Here is a 22,255-nt window from a genome sequence, read left to right as displayed (position 1 = left end):
GCGCGTCGCGCCCGCAGTCAGAGCGCCTGTGAGCACCGCCTCCGCCGGAGCGGACCGATGCCGGGTGCGGGTCACCGAGGCCTGTACGGTCGAGGCATGAGCGAGGAGCGACCCGACCCCGACGCGGGCACATCCCTGATCCCTCCCCATGAGCGCGCGCTCGCGAGGCCCGGCTTCCCCGTCGGCCGTGTGGCCCGGCTGCTGGGGCTGGATCCGGCCGATGCCGAAGTGGTCCTCCACGACGAGGAGCGCATGCACCAGGCCATCAGCGAGGCCGGCCGCGCCTTCCTCGAGGCCGACGACGACCGGCGCGCGGGCCGCATGCCGCGCTCGGCGATCGCCATGGACCCCGAGTTCCCCACGGGCACGGGCATGGCGCTGCTCGGCGCGGCCGCGCTCTGGGAGCAGCGCGAGGACGTGCCCAGGATCGCCCTGCGCGTGGCCAAAAACCTCTACGAGAACCGCGAGGACGATCTGGCCGCGAGCTTCCTGGGCCTCGTCCAGGAGTCCGTGGATCCCGGCGGCGACGAGGCCTCCGCCTGGGCCGCCCAGTCCCTGCTGATGCAGGTCATGCAGCGCTCGGGCGATCCCGCGAAGGCCGACGAGATCGCCCGCGACCTCGCCGCCCACTCCATCCCGCTGGACCTCTGGCGCGACGACGATCCCACCCTGCCCGACGACTCGATGGCCTGGCACGGCGGCGCCTTCGTGGGCGGCATCCCGCCCCGCCGCGACGAGCGCCACCTCAGCTACGAGGACGTCCACGACTACCTCGACCAGCTGCTCACCGGCATGCGCCGCGAGCAGGAGGCCGAGGAGGACGGCACCGCTGAGCAGAGCAGGACCGCTGAGCAGAGCGGGACGGATGAGGAGGGCGGGGCGGCTGGGGACGACGGGAGCGCGGGGAGGCCGTCCGACGGGTGAGCCCGGCGGGTGGGTCGACGGGGACACCCGACGCCGGTGCCGACGTCGACGCCGGTGCCCGGGCCGACGGCTCCGCCCGGCGAGCGGACTGTCGGACGCGCCCGAGTTGTCGCGCACCGGCGCCGGTGCGACCTCTCTGGCATATATGGCAGAGAGGTCCGGTATACGCCGGTCGGTGACAGCGGGACCGGTGGCCCGCGGCTCGTACCGCCGGCCGTTGTCGTTGCCGGGTGGCCCGTGGCCGGTGACCGGTGACCCGTGTCCCGTGCCCGGTGACACGTGGCCGGTGACCGGTGACTGGTGACCGGTGGCCGGTGGCCCGGGGTCGGAGGCAGGGCACAGGACACAGGGGACAGGCAGGGCCCCGGAGCGTCGACCCCCCCCGGAGCGTCGACCGCGCCGCCCCCCCCGGACGCCCGCCGCGAACGCCCGGAACCGCGCCCGCATTCCCGACGCGCCCGACGCGCCGGGGTGACCTCCCCGACCCTTCCGAGGCCCATCGGGACGGCCCGTCCGTCGGCCCTCACCAGTACGCTGGAGCGCATGGCCGACGACTTCGTTCACCTCCACGTCCATACCGACTACTCGTTGCTGGACGGGGCCGCGAAGGTCGACAAACTCATCGACGAGGTGGTCCGCCAGGACCAGAAGGCCATCGCCATCACCGACCACGGATACGTGTTCGGCGCCTACGAGTTCTACAAGACCGCGACGGCCGCCGGCGTGAAGCCGATCATCGGCGTCGAGGCCTACGTGACCCCGGGGACCAGCCGTCACGACCGCACCCGCGTGCAGTGGGGCACGAAGGCCCAGCAGGAGGCCGGGGACGACGTCTCCGCCCGCGGCGCCTACACGCACCTCACCCTGCTCTCGCGCTCGACCGAGGGCATGCACAACCTGTTCCGCCTGGCCTCGGAGGCCTCGCTCGACGGGCAGATGGGCAAGTGGCCGCGCATGGACCGCGAGATCCTGCAGAAGTACTCGGGGGGTCTGATCGCCTCCACCGGCTGCCCCTCGGGCGAGGTGCAGACCCGCCTCCGCCTGGGCCAGTGGGACGAGGCGGTGAAGGCCGCCGGCGAGTTCCAGGACATGTTCGGCAAGGAGAACTACTTCGTCGAGCTCATGGACCACGGCCTCGATCTCGAGAAGCGCGTGACCAAGGAGCTCATCGAGCTCTCGAAGCACATCGGAGCCCCACTGCTGGCGACCAACGACCTCCACTACGTCACGGAGGAGGACGCGAAGATCCAGGACGCCCTGCTGTGCATCAACTCAGGCTCCACCTTCGACACTCCCGGGCGCTTCAAGTTCGGCGGCTCCGGGTACTACCTGAAGTCCGCCCGCGAGATGCGCGAGCTGTTCCGCGAGCTGCCCGAGGCCTGCGACAACACCCTGAAGATCGCCGAGATGTGCGAGGTCTCCTTCACGACGACCGCCGAGGGCGCGAACTTCATGCCCGTCTTCCCCTGCCCGCCCGGCGAGGACGAGCACTCGTGGTTCATCAAGGAGGTCCAGCGGGGGCTCGAGTACCGCTTCCCGCAGGGCATCCCGGACGACGTGAAGAAGCAGGCCGAGTACGAGACCGGGATCATCACCCAGATGGGCTTCCCGGGCTACTTCCTCGTCGTCTCCGACTTCATCAAGTGGGCCAAGGAGAACGGGATCCGCGTGGGGCCGGGCCGAGGATCGGGCGCAGGCTCGATGGTCGCCTACGCCATGCGCATCACCGACCTCAACCCCCTCGAGCACGGCCTGCTGTTCGAGCGCTTCCTGAACCCCGACCGCGTCTCCATGCCCGACTTCGACGTCGACTTCGATGATCGTCGCCGCGGCGAGGTCATCGAGTACGTGACCCGCAAGTACGGGGACGACAAGGTCTCCCAGCTGGTGACCTTCGGCGTCATGAAGACGAAGAACTCCCTCAAGGACGCCTCGCGCGTGCTGGGCTACCCGTACGCGATGGGCGACATGCTCTCCAAGGCCCTGCCGCCCTCGGTCATGGGCAAGGACATCCCGCTCTCGGGCATCCACGACCCCGAGCACAAGCGCTATGCCGAGGCCGGTGAGTTCCGCCGCGTCGTCGACGAGAACCCCGACGCCCAGCGCGTCCTGGAGATCGCCAAGGGCGTCGAGGGACTGGCCCGCGGCTGGGGCGTGCACGCCTGCGGGATCATCATGTCCAGCCACACCCTGACGGACATCATCCCGATCATGCGCCGCCCCTCGGACGGCCAGGTCATCACCCAGTTCGAGTACCCCGAGTGCGAGGCGCTCGGGCTGCTGAAGATGGACTTCCTGGGGCTGCGCAACCTCACGATCGTCTCCGACGCGCTCGACAACATCGGGAAGAACGGGAAGACCGCCCCGGACCTGGAGATCCTCGAGTTCGACGATCCCGCCCCGTACACCCTGCTCCAGCGCGGCGACACCGCGGGCGTGTTCCAGTTCGACTCCGCCGGCTACCGAGAGCTCTGCCGGCAGATGAAGCCCGACAAGTTCGGCGACATCTCCGCGCTCGGCGCGCTCTACCGCCCGGGCCCGATGGGCATGAACTCGCACACGAACTACGCCCTGCGCAAGAACGGGCTGCAGGACATCACCCCCATCCATCCCGAGCTCGAGGAGCCCCTGCAGGAGGTCCTCGCCGAGACCTACGGCCTGATCGTCTATCAGGAGCAGGTCATGCAGATCGCCCAGAAGGTCGCCGGGTACTCGCTCGGCGAGGCCGACATCCTGCGCCGCGCGATGGGCAAGAAGAAGAAGGCGGAGCTGGACAAGCAGTACGTCTCCTTCGAGGCAGGCATGAAGGAGCGCGGCTACTCCGCCGCCGCCATCAAGGCCCTCTGGGACACGCTGCTGCCCTTCGCGGACTACGCGTTCAACAAGTCGCACTCCGCCGCCTACGGCGTGGTCTCCTACTGGACGGCCTACCTCAAAGCGCACTTCCCGACCGAGTACATGGCGGCCCTGCTCACCTCCACCCAGGAGAACCGCGACCGCCTCGGCTTCTACCTCGGCGACTGCCGCCACCACGGCATCACCGTGCTGCCCCCGGACGTCAACGAGTCCGACATGTACTTCTCGGCCGTCGGCGACGACATCCGCTTCGGGCTCTCCGCGATCCGCAACGTGGGCGCGAACGTCGTCGAGGCGATCCTGCAGGCCCGCGAGGAGAAGGGCGCCTTCACGTCCTTCACCGACTTCCTGGACAAGGTCCCGCTCACCGTGTGCAACAAGCGCACCATCGAGTCCCTCATCAAGGGCGGCGCCTTCGACTCCCTGGGCGCCAACCGCCGCTCCCTCGTCCTCATCCACGAGGACGCCGTGGACTCCGTCGTCGGCGTCAAGCGCAAGGAGGCCCAGGGCCAGTACGACCTGTTCGGCTCCGACCTCTTCGGCGGCGGGGAGGACGGCGACGAGGCCTCCGGGTCCTCGGCGACCATCACGATCCCCGAGGTCCCCGAGTGGGACCGCAAGGAGAAGCTCGCCTTCGAGCGCAACATGCTGGGCCTGTACGTCTCGGACCACCCGCTGCACGGGCTCGAGCACATCATCGCCCAGAACTCGACGACCACGATCAGCTCCCTGGCGGACGACGGCGCGATCGAGGACGGCACGATGGTCACGATCGCCGGCCTCATCACGGGCCTGCAGCGGAAGACCACCAAGAAGGGCGACATGTGGGCGATCGCCACGGTCGAGGACCTCGAGGGTGCGATCGACTGCCTGCTGTTCCCGACCACCTACCAGACCGTCGCGACCGAGCTCGCCGAGGACCTCGTGGTCTCCATGAAGGGCCGCGTCGACACCTCCAAGGGCATGCCCGAGATGCGCGTCATGGAGATGACGATCCCCGACACCTCCAGCTCGATGGGGACCGACGGCCCCGTGATCATCACCGTGCCCGCGGCCCGCTTCACCCAGCGGATCGCCGAGGACCTGCGCGGCGTGCTCGAGGACAACCGCGGCATGAGCGAGGTGCGGCTGAAGCTCCAGGAGCCCGGACGCTCCACGCTCATGGAGCTCGACCGTAGGCTCGCGGTCTCGCCGTCGGCCGCGCTCTACGCCTCGCTCAAGGCTCTGCTGGGCCCCGGCTGCCTGCACTGATGAGCGCGCACGCGGGGCGGACCGGGCGTGGCGGACGAGGCGGACAGGCCGGACGAGCGGGGACGCTGCGCGCGGCGACCTTCAACATCCATCACGGCGCCTCGGCCGACGACCACCTCGACCTCGCGCGCACCGCGGCGGAGATCCGCGCACTGGACGCGGATGTCGTGGGCCTGCAGGAGGTCGACGTCGCCTTCGGCGGCCGCTCCGCGGGCGAGGACCAGGCCCGGGTGCTCGCCGAGATGCTCGGGATGGACGTGGCCTTCGCGCCGGCCATCGACCGCCCGGGGACGGACCCCGACGGGCCCCGGCGCCAGTACGGGGTCGCACTGCTGGCCCGAGGACGGATCCTCGCGTCCGAGACGCACCTGCTGCCCGCCGCTCCCGGCCTCGGGCCGCTGCGCGAACCGCGCGCCGTGCTGTGCGCGAGCGTGCGCACGGCGCGGGACGAGGCCGGCCCCGCGGACGCTTCGGCGGGGGACCGGTCCGATCCCGCGGACGCGCCGGCGAGCCCCGATCTCACCGTCCTCGTCACGCACCTGGACACGGAGCGCCCCGAGCATCGCCGCGCGCAGATCGGGCGGATCCTCGAGCTCGCGGCCCGGCGGGCACAGGACCTGCGCGGATCGGGCGTCGACGGATCGGGAATCGGCGAGGCCACCGCTCCTCCCGCGCTGCTGCTCGGAGACATGAACGCCGATCAGAGCGCCACCGAGATGCGCCTGCTCGCCGCCGCGGGCTGGCGCGACGCGGCCCTCGAGGCGAGTGGCCGGGCCCCGGTCGGCGGTGGCCGTACCGGCCGCACCTCGGACAGGGACCTCCCGGAGGGCCGTGCCATCGGTGGTGCGTCGGCGGCAGGGCGCGTGTGGAGGAGCCTCGCGGGCGCGCTGCGCTCGCCGGCGCTCGCCGTCGCGACCACCGCGGTGGTCTCCGCGGCCTCGAACGTGGTCGCCGCCGTGGCCTCGCGGCTCCCGGGCACGGGTCGGGCTGCGGATCGAGGAGTGCGCGGATCGTTCCCCGCCGTGTTCCCGGTGCGGAGGATCGACGGGATCTGGGTCCACGGGCCGCTCGTCGCGCGCGCCGTCGAGGTGCCGCCGGGGAAGGCATCGGACCATCGGGCCGTCGTCGCGACCCTCGAGGACACGGGCCCGGCCTGAGCGGCCCGCGCCTGGCCTACGGTGGGGCCATGACCGTCGACGCCGCCGCCCTCCTGCCCGATCCGCTGCTGCGCGGCTTCCGCGAGCGCGCCGCGGTCCACGACCGTGAGAACACCTTCCCCCGCGATGACCTCGAGGATCTCCGGGAGCTCGGCTACCTGCGCCTGCTCGTGCCCCGCGAGCTCGGCGGGATCGGCGCGAGCCTGCTGGAGGCGAGCCGCATCCAGCGCCGCCTCGCGGGCGCCGCGCCCGCGACCGCCCTCGCCATGAACATGCACCTCGTGATCACCGGCGCCGCCCTGCACGCCCATCGCCTGGGCGCCGAAGGGGCTGATCCGCTCCTCGAGCACGCGCTCGCGGGACGCCTCCTCGCCTTCGGCATCTCCGAACCCGGCAACGAGGCGATGCTCTTCGACTCCCAGACCGTCGCCCGCAGCGACGGCCAGGGCGGATACCTGCTCGAGGGCACGAAGATCTTCACCTCGCTCGCCCCCGTGTGGGACCGGCTGGTCGTGCACGGGAGGATCCCGGGGGACGACGTCGACCTCCCGCTCGTCCTCGGCTCGATCGAGCGCACCGACGCGGTCGAGACGCTCGAGGACTGGGACACCCACGGCATGCGCGCCACGCAGTCGCGCACCACCCGCCTGCACGGCGCCCGCCTCGCGCCCGAGGACGTCATCGACCGGACGCCCGTCGGACCCAACACCGACCCCTTCGTGGTCGGGATCTTCGGGTCCTTCGAGCTGCTCCTGGCGTCCGTGTACACGGGACTGGCCGAACGCGCCGTCGAGCTGGGCACGCAAATCGCGTCGCGGCGCCGCAGCGCCACGCGCGGCATCGTCCTCGCCGAGGACCCGGACGTGCGCCGTCGCCTCGCCGGCGCGGCGATCGCCCTGGACGGATCGGTGCTGCAGATCGAGAAGCTGGTCGCCGACCTCGACGCGCTGGGGACGGGCACGGACACGGGTGGGCCGGGGACCGTGGACCACGGGACGCGCTGGTTCCTGCAGCTCTCGGGCGTGAAGCACCGCGCGACCGAGGCCGCGATCGGCGCGGTCGACCAGGTGCTCCGCGCGAGCGGCGGCGCGCACTTCTCGCGCACCTCGGAGCTCGAGAGGCTCTCGCGGGACGTGCGCGCCGGCCTCTACCACCCCTCGGACGACGAGTCCGTGCACGGCTCCTACGCGCGGGCGCTCCTCGGAGAGATCGGCGCCGAGCGCGGGGAGTGAGCGGCCGGGCGTGAGAAGTGAGGGGCCGGGCGGACCGCCGGACCGGCGGCTCTCAGGTGCGTGGGCTCTCAGGCCCGTCGGCCCTCCGGGTCGACCGGCCTCAGGCGCGTCGGTAGCCGAGGACGACGGCGGGGGAGCCGGTGACCTCGTAGCGGAAGTTCGGCAGCAGCTCCACGTAGCCGCAGCGACGGTAGAGGGCCCGCGCCGGATTGTCGGGGCCCGTCGACAGCAGCGACGTGGTCTGGGGCATCGTCGCGTGCAGGTGCTCGAGGAGCGCGCGGGCGAAGCCGCGTCCGCGCGCCCAGGGGGCGGTGGCGACCTCGACCACCTCGAAGGCGTCGTCCGACCAGTCCGCCAGGCCCGCAGCCTCGAGCGCCCCCTGCACCTGCCGCGGCCACCAGGAGCTCGGGTGGTAGGCGTGCCCGAACAGCATGGAGTGCAGCTGTGAGGTCTGCTCGTCCTCCACGACCGCGATCCGCGTGCTAGGGACCAGCGAGAGCGAATGGCGGATCCGACCGCGCAGATGATCGAGCAGGGACGCGCTCGCGTCCCACGCGGCGCGGTACACCTCGAGCACCTCCTCGAGGCGCGCACGGGCCTCCTCGGGAGTCAGATCACGCGTGATCGCTGAGGGCACAGCGACAGACTAGAGCGGGCGAGGACACGGCGCAGGGCGGCTGTGGACGACGGGGCGTGCCGTCGGTCACCGGTGCGTGGGCCGCGTCACCGGAACGCGGTGGTCGGCGACGGACACCAGAGTTCCATATTTCGGACACAATTCCGCATGTCGAGACTTGAGCGTACATTCGCCGATCGTGACGCACTATCCCGCCCCGACGACGTCGGCCCCCTCCGAGCCGAACGCTCCCGACGCAGCCCCCGCGAACACCCGCGGACGCGTGATCGTCGCCTCGATGGTCGGCACGACCATCGAGTTCTTCGACTTCTACGCGTACGCGACCGCGGCCTCGCTGGTCTTCCCCGCGCTCTTCTTCCCGAACGAGACGCCCACGACGCAGCTGCTGAGCTCCTTCGCCATCTTCGGCGTCGCGTTCTTCGCGCGCCCCATCGGCTCGATCATCTTCGGGCACTTCGGCGACCGCATCGGCCGCAAGCGCACGCTCGTGGCGAGCCTGCTGGTGATGGGCATCGCGACCTTCCTCATCGGCGTGCTGCCCACCGCTTCCGCTCCCGGCTTCACCATCCTCGCGCCCGCGATCCTCGTGCTCCTGCGCTTCTGCCAGGGCGTGGGGCTGGGCGGCGAATGGTCCGGTGCGGCGCTGCTCGCGACCGAGAACGCCCCCGCCGGCAAACGCGCTCTCTACGGCACGTTCCCGCAGCTCGGCGCGCCCATCGGCTTCATCCTCTCGAACATCCTGTTCGTGATCCTCAGCCTCACCATGACCGATGCTCAGTTCGCCTCCTGGGGCTGGCGCCTGCCGTTCCTGTTCTCCGCGGCGCTCGTGATCGTGGGCCTGTGGGTGCGGCTCAAGCTCATGGAGACCCCCGCCTTCCAGAAGGTCCTCGACGAGCAGCGCGTGGCCTCGGTGCCGATCGCCCGCGTGTTCAGGACCGCCTGGAAGCCGCTGATCCTCGCGACCCTCGCCATGGTCGCGACCTACGTGCTCTTCTACATGATGACCGCGTTCCTCATGGTCGTCGGCACCACGCCGGCCGATGGGGCCGTGCCCGGGCTCGGCTACGCGCGCCCCACGTTCCTGACCATGCTCATCATCGGCGTCGTCTTCTTCGGCATCTTCACTGTGGTTTCCGGTCCGCTCGCCGACCGCATGGGGCGGCGCCGCATGCTTCTCATCGTCACCGTGCTCATCGGCATCTACGGTCTGCTCCTGCACCCCCTGGTGGGCGGTGGCACCGTGGGCGTCATGACCGCGCTGATCATCGGCTTCTCGCTCATGGGCCTCACCTTCGGGCCGATGGCGGCGTTCCTGCCCGAGATGTTCACGGCCGACGTCCGCTACACCGGCAGCGCCGTCAGCTACAACATGGCCTCGGTGATCGGCGCGGCGCCCGCGCCCTACGCCCTGATCGCCCTGTGGACGGCCATGGGCGGCCAGCTCTGGCTGGTCGGCGGCTACCTCGCACTGGCGGCCGTGGTCACCCTGGTCGCGCTGTTCATCGGCTCGGAGACCAAGGACGTCGACTACCTCGCCTGAGCGCCGCGGCGCGGCCGGTCCGTCGATCGGGACGCGCGGCCCGTCGGCCGGCACGCACGGCCCGTCGGCCGACGGTGACCCGGCCCGTGGGTCCGCGCAGGTGCGGCCCGTCGGCCGAGGACAGAAGATATGAGGCCGGCGAACTGAGGACGCCCGTTCTTGGTTCGCCGGCCTCGTGTCTTGTGCCCGGGCTCGGGCCGCGGGCGCCCGGCCCAGCGGGGTGCCGAGCACCCGGGCGGCCGGGCCTTCGGGGCCGTCTAGAGGTGATCGTGGGGGCGGATGCCCCCGCGGCCCTTGAGCAGCAGGTTCAGGAGCACGGCGCTGAAGGCGGCGGCGCTCACGCCGGAGCCGAGCACCATCGCGGCCAGCGAGGGCAGGGCGTCGTAGAGCGCGGGCACGGCGACCGGGAGCACGGCGAGGGACAGCGAGACCGCGACGATGAGGGTGTCGTGGCCCGCGTCGCGGTCGTCGCGGCGCGGTGCCTCACCGATGGTGCGGATGCCCGCGGCGGCGACCGAGCCGAACAGCACGAGGCCCGCGCCGCCCAGCACTGGCTGGGGGACGGCCGCGACCACGCGGCCCAGGAGAGGCACGAGCCCCAGCAGCACGAGGATGACCCCGCCCGCGGCCACGGTGAAGCGCGAGCGCACGCGGGTGACCGAGATCAGTCCGATGTTCTGCGCGAACGCGGTCGCCGGGAACGAGTTCACCAGCGGGGCCAGTGCGCTCGCGGCCATGTCGGCGCGCAGCCCGTCGGCCAGGCGCCGAGGGGGCAGGTCGGTGCCGACGACCTTGGTGACCGCGAACAGGTTCGCGGTGGTCTCCATGAGGGTCACGATGATGACCACGACCATCGGCACGATGGCCGCGAGGTGGAACGTCGGCACGCCGAAGGCGAACGGGCGCGGCAGGGCCACGACACTGCCGGTGAGCACGTTCGAGAAGTCTGCGGCCCCGACGATCGCGGCGATCACGGTGCCCACGGCGATGCCCAGCAGGATCGCCACGCCCGAGAGCGCCCGGATCCGCGAGAACAGGAGCACCGCGACGAGAGTGAGCGCGGCGAGTCCCAGATGCAGGGCGCCGCCGTAGCCGGGGGCTCCCTCCGTGCCCATGATCCAGCCGGCCGCGACCGGCAGCAGCGAGATGCCCATCGCGGCGATGATCGTGCCCGTCACCACCGGCGGGAACAGCGGCTGCAGGCGCGAGACCACCGGTGCGAGCAGGAAGCCGACGACACCGGCGACGATCACCGACCCGAACACCGAGGGGAGTCCGCCGTCGCCCGCGATGATGACGAGCATCGTCGAGACCGCACCGAAGGTGGTGCCCTGCACGAGCGGCAGCTTCGCCCCGAAGAAGGGGATGCCCAGGGACTGCAGGAGCGTGGTCACGCCCGAGACGAACAGGGCCGACGCGACGAGCACCCCGATCTGGTCTCCCGGCAGACCCGCGGCGCCGCCGACGATCAGCGGGACGGCGACCACGCCGCCGTACATCGAGAGCACGTGCTGGGCGCCGTAGACGAGGCTGCGGGGGAGGGGCAGACGCTCGTCCTCAGGACGCGCGGTGCGGGGCGCGGACACGGAGGTCGACGGGCCCGCGAGCGCGGGGTCGGCCGACGGGCTCGACTGCTCGGAGTCGATCGACGAATGTCGCGGAGTGGGGGTCTCGGGCACGGAGGGGGTCCTGACGCGGGGGAGCTGGGGTCGCCGGACCGGATGCGGCGCGCAGCGCGACGACCGGCCGGAATGCGGAAGCGCCCACCGCGGCGACGGTGAGCGCTGGGATCAGGGTACTCGCGGCGGATCGCGCGGCCCACCACGGGGTGTCCGATGAGACGCGGGGACGCGGGATGGGGAGTCGCAGCGTCCGGAGTCGGGAGTCGGGAGGTGACGTGCCGGGGCGCCGGGGCATGGCGCGCCGTGCCCCTCGAATCGACGAGAAGTACGAAACGGTTGCCAAGAGCGCTCTGGGCAACCGTTTCGTACTTCTCGCGGTGCTTCCGTCGGCCGGGCGCCGGGCCCCGACGCCGGGCGCCGGGCGCCGGGCCCCGACGCCGGGCGCCGGGCGCCGGGCCCCGGCGCCGGGCGCCGGGCGCCGACGCCCGGGCCGGGATCAGACGGTGCGGTGGTCCCGGTAGTAGCGGATCAGCTCGGCGGTCGAGGAGTCCTGGGCGTCGATGGCGGCCTCGTCGCCGGCGACGGCGGGGGCGAGGTCCTTGGCGAGCTGCTTGCCGAGCTCCACGCCCCACTGGTCGAAGGAGTTGATGCCCCACACGGAGCCCTCCACGAAGGTGATGTGCTCGTACAGCGCGATCAGCTGGCCCAGCACGCTCGGGGTGAGCGAGGGCGCCATGATCGAGGTCGACGGCCGGTCGCCGGAGAACATGCGAGCGGCGACGAGCGGTCCCTCGGTGCCCTCGGCGCGCACCTCCTCCTCGGTCTTGCCGAAGGCCAGGGCCTTGGTCTGCGCAAAGAAGTTCGCGAGGAACAGCTCGTGCACGTCCTGCTCGCCGTCCTTGAGCGGGCGCACGGGGCTCGCGAAGGCGATGAAGTCCGCGGGGATGATCCGGGTGCCCTGGTGGATCAGCTGGTAGAAGGCGTGCTGCCCGTTGGTGCCGGGCTCGCCCCAGAAGACCTCGCCGGTCTCGGTGACCACGGTGGAGCCGTCCCAGCGCACCGACTTGCCGTTGGACTCCATGGTCAGCTGCTGGAGGTATGCGGGGAAGCGGTGCAGGTACTGGGAGTAGGGGAGGACCGCGTGGGTCTCGGCCTCCAGGAAGTTCACGTTCCAGATGTTCAGCAGGCCCATCAGCAGCGGCACGTTCTGCGCGGCGGGGGCGGTGCGGAAGTGCTCGTCCATCGCGTGGAAGCCGGCGAGCAGCTCCTCGAAGGCCTCGGGGCCCAGGACCGTGGCGAGCACGGTGCCGATCGCGGAGTCCACGGAGTAGCGGCCGCCCACCCAGTTCCAGAAGCCGAAGGCGTTGGCGGGGTCGATGCCGAAGGCCTCGACCTTGTCGAGCGCGGTCGAGACCGCGACGAAGTGCTTGGCCACGGCCTCCTTCTCCTGCTCGGCGGTGAGTCCGGCGTTCTCGCGCAGTCCCGCGAGCAGCCACTCGCGCACCAGGCGCGCGTTGGTGATCGTCTCGAGCGTCGTGAAGGTCTTCGAGGCGACGATCACCAGGGTCGTCTCGGGGTCGAGGTCCGCGGTCGTCTCGTACGCGTCGGTCGGATCGATGTTGGAGATGAAGCGCGCCTGCAGGCCCTCCTGGGCGAGCGGCTTGAGCGCCTCGTAGACCATGACGGGGCCCAGGTCGGAGCCGCCGATGCCGATGTTCACGACGGTCTCGATCTTCTTGCCGGTCACGCCGGTCCACTCGCCCGAGCGGACCTTGCGGGCGAAGTCGTAGATGCGCGCGAGGGTCTCGTGCACGTCGTGGTCGACGTCCTGGCCGTCGACGACGAGATCGGGGGAGGCGCCCTCAGGGCGGCGCAGCGCGGTGTGCAGCACGGCGCGGTCCTCGGTGGTGTTGATGTGCTCGCCGGCGAACATCGCATCGCGGCGCGCGAGCACGCCGGTCTCCTCGGCGAGGCGCAGCAGGAGCTCCACGGTCTCGGGGGTCACGAGGTTCTTGGAGAGGTCCACGTGCAGGTCGGCGGCGTCGTGGGTGAGGCGCTCCGCGCGCTGCGGGTCCTCGTCGAACCACTCGCGCAGCGAGCCGTCGAGCGACTCGTCGTGCGCGAGGAGCTGCTCCCAGGCGTCCGTCGTCGTGGGGTCGACGGGCGCGTCCTGCGGGGTCTGCGTGTTCTGTGCGGAAGTCATGGCCCCATTGTCGCTCGCGAGGGGCCGCACGTGCGAGGCGAGTGCGCCCGATGTGGGAACTCAGTCCTCTCAGCCTGCTCCCCGGCATCTCCCCGGCATCGACGGACGGACGGGGCAGTGACCGTATCGTGACCAATGGATGGACACTTCTTGCGCTACGCACACCGTCGCGTCGTGCACACTGGAGGACGCGCGCCCCGATCCTCCGGGATCGTCCTGAGCGCGACCCTGTACGGAGATCCGGCCGTCCACGCGGCCGCGGCATCCCTTGACACTAAGGAGTGTCCATGTCCATCTCGCGACGTTCGATGATCCTCGGCACCGGTGCCGCCGGCACCGCCGCCCTCGCCCTGTCCGCCTGCGGCGGCGGGAGCGACAGCGGCGACGGCGGCTCCGGCGGCGGCTCGGGCGATCCGGTCTACGCCAACGAGACCGAGCCCCAGAACCCGCTGATCCCGACCAACACCAATGAGGTGGGCGGCGGCCGCATCATCACCTCGGTCTTCGCGGGCCTCGTCTACTACAAGGCCGACGGCACGGTCGAGAACGACGTCGCCGACTCGATCGAGTCCGACGACAACCAGACCTGGACCATCAAGGTCAAGGACGGCCAGAAGTTCTCCGACGACTCGCCCGTGACCGCGAAGTCGTTCGTCGACGCCTGGAACTTCGGCGCGAACACCAAGAACGCCCAGCTGAGCCAGAGCTTCTTCGAGCCCATCGAGGGCTTCGACAAGGTCAGCGCCGACAAGGCCACCGGCAAGGAGACCCTCTCGGGCCTCAAGGTCGTCGACGACCTGACCTTCACCGTCAAGCTCGTCTCCGAGCAGTCCGACTTCCCCAACCGCCTGGGCTACAGCGCCTACTCGCCGCTGCCCGAGTCGTTCTACGACGACACCAAGGCCTTCGGCGAGAAGCCGGTCTCCAACGGCCCCTACATGGTCGACACCTGGGACCACGACCAGCAGATCGTGCTCGTCCCCAACGACAAGTACGACGGCCCCCGCAAGGCGAAGAACGCCGGCGTGACCTTCACGATCTACTCGTCGGACGACACCATGTACGGCGACCTGGAGTCCGGCGAGGTCGACGTCACCGACCTCATCCCGACCTCGGCCCTGTCGAGCTACCAGGACACCCTGGGCGACCGCGCGGTCAACGATCCCGGCGCCGTCTTCCAGTCCTTCACGATCGCCCAGAACGACCCGAACTTCTCGGGCGAGGCCGGCACGCTGCGCCGCAAGGCCATCTCCCGCGCGATCAACCGCAAGCAGATCTGCGACAAGCTCTTCTACGGCACCCGCACCCCCGCCACGGACTTCATCGCCCCGGTGATCCCCGGCGGCGGCCAGAAGGACATCCCGGGCGCCGAGGTGCTCGAGTTCGACGAGGCCGAGGCAAAGAAGCTCTGGGCCGAGGCGGAGAAGAAGCAGCCCTTCAAGGGCGAGTTCACCCTGGCCTACAACGCCGACGCCCCGCACAAGGACTGGGTCGACGCCGTGTGCAACTCGATCGCCAACACCCTGGGCATCACCGCCAAGGGCAAGCCGTTCCCGGCCTTCGGCGATTTCCGCGAGCAGATCACCAAGCGCGAGCTCAAGGGCGCGTTCCGCTCCGGCTGGCAGGCCGACTACCCCTCGGCCTACAACTTCCTGGGCCCCCTCTACTCCTCGGCCGCGGCCGACGGCAAGGGCTCGAACGACGGCGACTACAAGAACCCCGAGTTCGACGATCTGCTCAAGGAGGGCCTCTCGGCGGCCGACGAGGACGCCGCGATCGAGAAGTACAAGGCGGCCGAGGCGATCCTCATGGAGGACCTGCCGGCGATCCCGCTGTGGTACCAGAACACCTTCGGCGGCTTCTCCGAGAACGTCTCCGACGTGAAGTACGGCTGGGACACCGTCCCGCTGTACTACGCGATCACCAAGTGATCGACGGAGCTGCGCGCATCCGCTGATGCCGGGGCGGGAGGGGCACGGAGCCCTTCCCGCCCCGAGGTCCGTCCAGGACCACCGGCACCGGACCGGCCCCCACGTCGGCCCGGCCCCGCGTCGGCCGGGCCCGCGTCCCGGTCCCGCGTCGGCCCGGACACGGGCGTCAGCGGCCCCGCGCGAGCGCTCCGGCCAACTTCCCCCGGGACGGCGATCGTCGTCCTCTCCCATCAACCTGAGGTGACCCAGTGATCTGGTACATCGGGCGGCGACTGCTGCAGATGATCCCCGTCTTCCTCGGCGCGACCCTGCTGATCTACGTCATGGCGTTCTACGCGGGCGGCGATCCGATCCAGGCGATCATGGGCGACAAGCCCCTCTCGCCGGCCGTGCAGGACCAGCTCCGATCGCAGTACAACCTGGACAAGCCGCTCATCGTGCAGTGGCTGATCTACGTCGGGAAGGTGGTGCGCGGCGACTTCGGCGTCGGCTTCAACGGCCGACCGATCATCGAGCAGATCCGCGATGCGTTCCCCGTGACCTTCCGCCTCGCGATCATCGCGGTGGTCTTCGAGACCATCCTGGGCATCGTCGCCGGCGTCATCTCGGGCCTCAAGAAGGGCACCTGGATCGACACCACGCTGCTCATGGTCTCGCTGCTGGTGATCGCGGTCCCCACCTTCGTGATCGGCTTCGTCGCCCAGTTCACCCTCGGTGTGAAGCTCGGGGTGGTGCCCGTGAACGTCGGACGCGACGCGAGCCTCCAGAACCTCCTGCTGCCAGGATTCGTGCTCGGCGTCGTCTCCTTCGCATACGTCCTCCGGCTGACCCGCACCTCGATCACCGAGGTCGCGACGGCCGACCACGTGCGCACCGCGACCGCCAAGGGGCTCTCGCGCACCGGCGTGATCTCCAAGCACATCATGCGCAACTCGCTGATCCCCGTGGTGACGTTCATCGGCGCCGACCTCGGCTCCCTCATGGGCGGCGCGATCGTCACCGAGCGCATCTTCAACATCCACGGCATCGGATCGGTGCTCTACCAGGCGATCAACAAGTCCGAGAGTCCCGTGATCGTCTCCGTGGTCACGATCATGGTGATGATCTTCCTGCTCACCAACCTCATCGTGGACCTGCTCTACGCCGTGCTCGACCCGAGGATCCGCCATGCGAAGTGATCACAGCCCCCGCACCCTGCGTCCGGCCGACGAGCACTTCGTCGCGCCCCTGGACGAGACGCCGCTGCGCGAGGTCGACGCGGTGGACACCACCGCCGCGCCCCGCTCCATGTGGGGCGAGGCCGCGCACAACCTGATCCGCAACCCCGTGTTCGTGGTCTCCGCCCTGCTGATCCTCCTGCTGCTGTTCATCGCGGCGTTCCCCGGGCTCTTCACCGACTTCGACCCCACCAAGGGCGACCTCGGCGTCTCCAACCAGAAGCCGGGCGACGGCCACCTGCTGGGCACCACCGTCCAGGGGTACGACGTCTGGGCGCGCATCCTCTACGGCACGCGCACCTCGCTGAGCGTCGGCTTCTTCGCCATGGTCATCTCGACCGTCATCGGCGTGGTCATCGGCGCCTTCGCCGGCTACGTGGGCGGCTGGATCGACGAGGTCCTCTCCCGCGTCACCGAGATCTTCTTCGCGCTGCCGCTCGTGCTCGGCGCGATCGTCGCGTTCACCGCTCTCAGCAGCGGGGTCAGCACCTTCACCATCGCCCTGATCCTCGCGGTCTTCGGCTGGACGAACATCGCCCGCATCACCCGCGGCGCCGTGCTCTCGGTCAAGAGCCAGGACTTCGTGACCGCCTCGACCGCCCTGGGCGCGGGGAAGCTCACGAACCTCGCCAAGCACGTGCTGCCCAACGCGATCGCCCCGGTGATCGTCACGGCCACCGTGAACCTGGGCGTGTTCATCGTCGCCCAGGCGACCCTGTCCTACCTCGGGCTCGGCAACGGCTCGATCTCGTGGGGCAGCGACATCTCGGACGCCCAGCCCGCGCTGCGCAACAACCCGATGATGCTGTTCTACCCGTCAGTGGCGCTCGCGATCTGCGTGCTGAGCTTCATCATGCTCGGCGACGCCGTCCGCGACGCCCTGGATCCCAAGGCGAGGAAGCGATGAGCGCCACCACTGCACCCCGAACGGGCGATCAGCCCGCCAGCGCCGAGGCCGGCGCGCTGCTCGAGATCCGCGACCTCGACATCACGTTCTCGACCGGCAGCGGGCCCGTGCACGCCGTGCGCGGCGCCAACCTCGAGGTCTACCCGGGAGAGACCGTCGCGATCGTCGGCGAGTCCGGCTCGGGCAAGTCGACCACGGCGATGAGCATCGCCCGGCTGCTCCCCAGCAACGGCAAGGTCACCGGCGGCTCGATCCGCTTCGACGGCAAGGACATCACCTCCGTGCCGCTCGGCCAGATCCGCGCCCTGCGCGGCAGCGAGATCGGACTGGTCCCGCAGGACCCCATGAGCAACCTCAACCCGCTGTGGAAGGTCGGCTCCCAGATCGACGAGGCGCTCGCCGCCAACGGCGTCGCCAAGGGCGCCGCGGCCACGAAGCGCACCGTCGAGCTGCTCGAGGAGGCGGGGCTGCCCGACGCCGAGCGCCGCGCCGGCCAGTATCCGCACGAGTTCTCCGGCGGCATGCGCCAGCGCGCCCTGATCGCCATGGGCCTCGCCGCGAGGCCGCGACTGCTCATCGCCGACGAGCCGACGAGCGCCCTGGACGTCACCGTCCAGCAGCAGATCCTCGACCACCTCGACACCCTGACCGCCGAGCTCGGCGTCGCGGTCCTGCTGATCACCCACGACCTGGGCCTGGCCGCCGAGCGCGCCCAGCACCTGGTCGTGATGTACAAGGGGCAGATCGTCGAATCGGGCCCCGCGCTGCAGATCCTCCAGGACCCGCAGCACCCGTACACGAAGCGGCTGATCGCCGCGGCGCCCTCGCTGGCCTCGCGGCGATTGGTCTCGACCAAGAACGGCGAGGCACAGGACGCGACCGAGCAGGCGGCGTCCGGTGCGACCGGCGGATCCGTCGCGGTGTCCGGGAGGGCGACCGACGGGGATGCCCCTGCCGGCGGGGCCGGCCCTGCCAGTGGGGCCGGCCCTGCCGGAGACGCAGGGCGTGGCGCCGATGCGCAGCGCACCCGCGAGGACACGGTGATCAGCGTCCAGAACCTCACCAAGGTGTTCCCGCTGCGCGGGAAGGTGCCGTGGAGGACGACCCCCTTCACCGCCGTCGACGACGTCTCCTTCGACCTGCGCCGCGGCACGACCACGGCGATCGTGGGGGAGTCCGGTTCCGGGAAGTCGACCGTCGCCCAGATGGTGCTCCGCCTGCTCGAGCCCACGTCGGGCCGGGTGCTGTTCGAGGGCCAGGACATCGCCGGGATGAAGGGGAAGGAGATGATGGCGCTGCGCCGCCGCGTGCAGCCGATCTTCCAGAACCCCTACGGGACCCTCGACCCGATGTACTCGATCTTCCGCACGATCGAGGAGCCGCTGCGCCTGCACGGCATCGGGGACGCGTCGTCCCGTGAGGCGAAGGTCCGCGACCTGCTCGACAAGGTCGCTCTGCCGGCCTCGATGATGCGCCGCTATCCCAACGAGCTCTCGGGAGGCCAGCGCCAGAGGATCGCGATCGCGCGTGCACTGGCCCTGGATCCCGAGGTCGTCGTGTGCGACGAGGCCGTCTCCGCTCTCGACGTGCTGGTCCAGGACCAGGTGCTGCACCTGCTCAACGACCTGCAGTCCGAGCTGGGGCTGTCCTACCTGTTCATCACCCACGATCTCGCCGTCGTGCGCCAGATCGCCGATCACACCGTGGTCATGGAGAAGGGGCGCGTCGTCGAGCACGGCTCGACCGATGAGGTCTTCCACGACCCGCAGCAGGAATACACCAAGCGCCTGCTCGCGGCGATCCCCGGCGGCTCGATCCCGCTCGCGGGAGCGGAGACCATCGAGGTGGACGTCGACACGGACGTCCCCGAGGCCGACGGCGCGCGAGGCGATGACCGGGAGGGGACCGACGGCCACCACCCGCTCGGCGGGGACCCCGAGGATCCCTTCAGCGGCGCCGGGCACGTCTGATCCCGACCGAGCCCGATCCGCTCCCGTCGCCCCGTGCGGCACCGCAGACGGCCCGCCGCGCTCCGCGAGGAGGCGGCGGGCCGTCTGCGTGCGACCTGGCGTGGGCCCTGCCGTGGGCCCTGCCGTGCGCCCTGGCGTGGGCTCTGGTGTTGGGCCTGCCGTCGGCGCCTCGGCACGGCGTGTCCAAGCGCACCTCGGGATCGGCGCCGTCGGACGGTAGAATCTCTCCGGCGCATCGTGTCCGCACGCCCCGGACACCCGTGCACGAGCCTCCTCGCAGGGGCCGCTGCCGGGAATGCCGCGGGGCGACGGCGTGAGGAGTGCGCCGCCTTCCGACGACGAATCGAGCAGCCTCCGCATGTCCCTCCAGCACCGCACCGACCTGCGCAATGTCGCTATCGTCGCCCACGTCGACCACGGCAAGACCACCCTCGTGGATGCCATGCTCACGCAGGGCGGCGCGCTCGGCGAGCGCGACAAGCACGACGACCGCGCCATGGACTCCGGTGAGCTCGAGCGCGAGAAGGGCATCACGATCCTCGCCAAGAACACCGCGATCCGGTACCACGGACCGTCGGCGGCGGCGAACGGCGAGCCCGACGGCATCACCATCAACGTCATCGACACCCCCGGCCACGCCGACTTCGGCGGAGAGGTCGAGCGCGGCCTCTCGATGGTCGACGGCGTGGTGCTCCTCGTGGACGCCTCGGAGGGCCCGCTCCCGCAGACCCGCTTCGTGCTGCGCAAGGCACTGGCCGCGAAGCTCCCCGTAATCCTCGTGGTCAACAAGGTGGACCGTCCCGACGCCCGCATCGAGGAGGTCGTCGGCGAGTCGACCGACCTGCTGCTGGGCCTGGCCTCCGACCTCTCCGACGAGGTCCCGGACCTCGATCTGGATGCCGTCCTCGACGTGCCGGTCGTCTACGCCTCGGGCAAGGCCGGCCGCGCCGATCTCGAGCAGCCGGCCGACGGCGAGCTCCCGGCGTCCGAGAACGTGGAGCCCTTGTTCAAGACGATCATCGAGTCGATCCCCGCGCCGAGCTTCGACGACGAGATGCCGCTGCAGGCCCACGTCACGAACCTCGACGCCTCGCCGTTCCTGGGCCGCCTCGCCCTGCTGCGCGTCAAGAGCGGCGAGCTCACCAAGGGCGAGCAGGTCGCCTGGTGCACCCGCCACGGCGAGACGAAGACCGTGAAGATCACCGAGCTGCTGGAGACCAAGGGTCTCGCCCGCGAGCCCATGACCCGCACGGCCCGCCCGGGCGACATCGTCGCGGTCGCCGGCATCCCCGAGATCATGATCGGCGAGACCCTCACCGACGTCGAGGACCCGCGGCCGCTGCCGCTGATCACGGTCGACGACCCGGCGATCTCCATGACCATCGGCATCAACACCTCGCCGCTCGCCGGCAAGAACGGCAAGGGCCACAAGCTCACCGCCCGCCAGGTCAAGGATCGCCTCGACGCCGAGCTCGTGGGCAACGTGTCCCTGAAGATCCTCCCCACCGAGCGTCCCGACGCCTGGGAGGTCCAGGGCCGCGGCGAGCTCGCGCTCGCGATCCTCGTCGAGCAGATGCGCCGCGAGGGCTTCGAGCTCACCGTGGGCAAGCCCCGCGTGCTGACCCGCGAGATCGACGGCAAGACCTGCGAGCCCGTCGAGCGGATGACCATCGACGTGCCCGAGGAGTACCTGGGCGCCGTCACCCAGCTGATGGCCTCCCGCAAGGGCCGCATGGAGACCATGAGCAACCACGGCTCCGGCTGGGTGCGCATGGAGTTCCTGGTGCCCTCGCGCGGCCTCATCGGCTTCCGCACCCGCTTCCTCACCGAGACCCGCGGCAACGGCATCGCCTCCTCCTACGCCGACGGTTTCGAGCCCTGGATGGGCCACATCGAGTTCCGCACCTCGGGCTCGCTGGTCGCCGACCGCGCCGGCGTCGTGACGCCGTACGCGATGATCAACCTCCAGGAGCGCGGCTCGTTCTTCGTCGAGCCCACGAGCGAGGTCTACGAGGGCCAGATCGTCGGCGAGAACTCGCGCGCCGAGGACATGGACGTCAACATCACCAAGGAGAAGAAGCTGACGAACATGCGCGCAGCCTCCTCCGAGGCGTTCGAGAACCTCGTGCCGCCGCGCAAGCTCACCCTCGAGGAGTCCCTCGAGTTCGCGAACCAGGACGAGTGCGTCGAGGTCACCCCCGAGATCGTCCGCATCCGCAAGGTCGCCCTCAGCGCCCAGGAGCGCTCCAAGCAGCGCGGGAAGACCAAGGGCACCGCGTGACCCCCGGCCCCTCCGGACGCACGTCGCCGGGCGCCCCCGTGCGCACGGCGCCGGGGGGCCTCGCGCGCACGGCGCCGGAGACCGCCTCGATCGCGGCCAGGGTCTCCCAGGTCATCGCCGCGATCGTGGTGGCGGTGGTCTCCGTGCTCCTGCTGGTGACGATGCACCGCCTGGAGCTGACGGTCGCGGGCGTCGACCTGCCCGTGGGGCTCGTGTTCGGCGCCGTCTTCCAGTTCGCCGCCGCGACCTTCCTGTGGGCCGCGACCGGCGCACGGCTGCCCGTGGTGGTGCTCGGCTGCGTCTGGGGCCTGATGGTGCTCCCCTTCGCGGGCACCAGCCCCGGCGGGGGAGTGCTGATGCCCGCCGTCATCGCGCAGAAGGCGCAGAGCTCCGGGTGGATCGTGCAGGGCATCGGCATCGCGGTGCCCTTCGTGTTCCTGGGCATCCAGCACCTCGCCTCGCGTCGGGCTCGGCCGACGGGCGGCTCGGGCTCGGCGGGCTCCACCGGCCGACGGGTCTGAGCGGGC

The 22,255-nt window shown here is 70.8% G+C and carries 14 protein-coding genes; 11 read left to right on the top strand and 3 right to left on the bottom strand.

What is annotated here, in order from left to right:
* Positions 1–96: 96 nt before the first annotated feature.
* From I8D64_RS03730 to I8D64_RS03715, 4 genes are all read left to right on the top strand, one after another.
* On the top strand, positions 97–924 hold the full coding sequence (locus I8D64_RS03730; protein WP_246482646.1) for a hypothetical protein: 828 nt from the start codon (positions 97–99) through the stop codon (positions 922–924).
* 543 nt (positions 925–1,467) lie between these two features.
* Positions 1,468–5,031 (top strand): DNA polymerase III subunit alpha, encoded by a 3,564-nt coding sequence (gene dnaE / locus I8D64_RS03725; RefSeq protein ID WP_200501111.1) that lies wholly within the window; start codon positions 1,468–1,470, stop codon positions 5,029–5,031.
* On the top strand, positions 5,031–6,188 hold the full coding sequence (locus tag I8D64_RS03720) for an endonuclease/exonuclease/phosphatase family protein (protein ID WP_200501110.1): 1,158 nt from the start codon (positions 5,031–5,033) through the stop codon (positions 6,186–6,188). Before dnaE ends, I8D64_RS03720 begins: the two co-directional genes overlap by 1 nt.
* Before the next feature lie 29 nt (positions 6,189–6,217).
* The gene (locus I8D64_RS03715) at positions 6,218–7,420 is read left to right on the top strand and encodes an acyl-CoA dehydrogenase family protein (RefSeq protein WP_200501109.1); all 1,203 of its coding nucleotides are present in this window, start codon (positions 6,218–6,220) and stop codon (positions 7,418–7,420) included.
* A 100-nt stretch (positions 7,421–7,520) separates the two neighbouring features.
* Here the strand turns inward: I8D64_RS03715 and I8D64_RS17715 are convergent, their stop codons facing one another.
* Positions 7,521–8,057: a GNAT family N-acetyltransferase gene (locus tag I8D64_RS17715; protein ID WP_200501108.1), complete on the bottom strand. Its 537-nt coding sequence runs from the start codon at positions 8,055–8,057 to the stop codon at positions 7,521–7,523.
* 178 nt (positions 8,058–8,235) lie between these two features.
* On the opposite strand from I8D64_RS17715, the gene I8D64_RS03705 reads away from it, so the two are divergent.
* On the top strand, positions 8,236–9,597 hold the full coding sequence (locus tag I8D64_RS03705) for an MFS transporter (RefSeq protein ID WP_343068414.1): 1,362 nt from the start codon (positions 8,236–8,238) through the stop codon (positions 9,595–9,597).
* 257 nt (positions 9,598–9,854) lie between these two features.
* Here the strand turns inward: I8D64_RS03705 and I8D64_RS03700 are convergent, their stop codons facing one another.
* Positions 9,855–11,276: a solute carrier family 23 protein gene (locus I8D64_RS03700; RefSeq protein ID WP_200501107.1), complete on the bottom strand. Its 1,422-nt coding sequence runs from the start codon at positions 11,274–11,276 to the stop codon at positions 9,855–9,857.
* A gap of 439 nt (positions 11,277–11,715) precedes the next feature.
* Positions 11,716–13,422, bottom strand: coding sequence for a glucose-6-phosphate isomerase (gene pgi / locus I8D64_RS03695; RefSeq protein WP_200501106.1), 1,707 nt, complete (start codon positions 13,420–13,422; stop codon positions 11,716–11,718).
* A gap of 287 nt (positions 13,423–13,709) precedes the next feature.
* On the opposite strand from pgi, the gene I8D64_RS03690 reads away from it, so the two are divergent.
* The 6 genes from I8D64_RS03690 (at position 13,710) to I8D64_RS03665 (ending at position 22,249) form a co-directional block, all read left to right on the top strand.
* The gene (locus I8D64_RS03690; RefSeq protein WP_200501105.1) at positions 13,710–15,353 is read left to right on the top strand and encodes a peptide ABC transporter substrate-binding protein; all 1,644 of its coding nucleotides are present in this window, start codon (positions 13,710–13,712) and stop codon (positions 15,351–15,353) included.
* A gap of 248 nt (positions 15,354–15,601) precedes the next feature.
* Positions 15,602–16,531, top strand: a complete 930-nt coding sequence (locus I8D64_RS03685; RefSeq protein WP_200501104.1) for an ABC transporter permease — start codon at positions 15,602–15,604, stop codon at positions 16,529–16,531.
* Positions 16,521–17,477: an ABC transporter permease gene (locus tag I8D64_RS03680; protein ID WP_200501103.1), complete on the top strand. Its 957-nt coding sequence runs from the start codon at positions 16,521–16,523 to the stop codon at positions 17,475–17,477. The genes I8D64_RS03685 and I8D64_RS03680 overlap by 11 nt, the downstream gene beginning before the upstream one ends.
* Positions 17,474–19,447 (top strand): ABC transporter ATP-binding protein, encoded by a 1,974-nt coding sequence (locus I8D64_RS03675; RefSeq protein ID WP_200501102.1) that lies wholly within the window; start codon positions 17,474–17,476, stop codon positions 19,445–19,447. Before I8D64_RS03680 ends, I8D64_RS03675 begins: the two co-directional genes overlap by 4 nt.
* A gap of 358 nt (positions 19,448–19,805) precedes the next feature.
* Positions 19,806–21,728 (top strand): translational GTPase TypA, encoded by a 1,923-nt coding sequence (typA, locus tag I8D64_RS03670; RefSeq protein WP_200501101.1) that lies wholly within the window; start codon positions 19,806–19,808, stop codon positions 21,726–21,728.
* A complete protein-coding gene (locus I8D64_RS03665; RefSeq protein WP_200501100.1) occupies positions 21,725–22,249 on the top strand; it encodes a hypothetical protein in 525 nt (174 codons plus the stop codon). The genes typA and I8D64_RS03665 overlap by 4 nt, the downstream gene beginning before the upstream one ends.
* Positions 22,250–22,255 lie beyond the last annotated feature (6 nt).

This window comes from Brachybacterium halotolerans (assembly GCF_016623465.1).
GTDB classification, from domain to species: Bacteria; Actinomycetota; Actinomycetes; order Actinomycetales; family Dermabacteraceae; genus Brachybacterium; species Brachybacterium halotolerans.
This window is presented reverse-complemented; position numbering and strand designations above follow the sequence as displayed.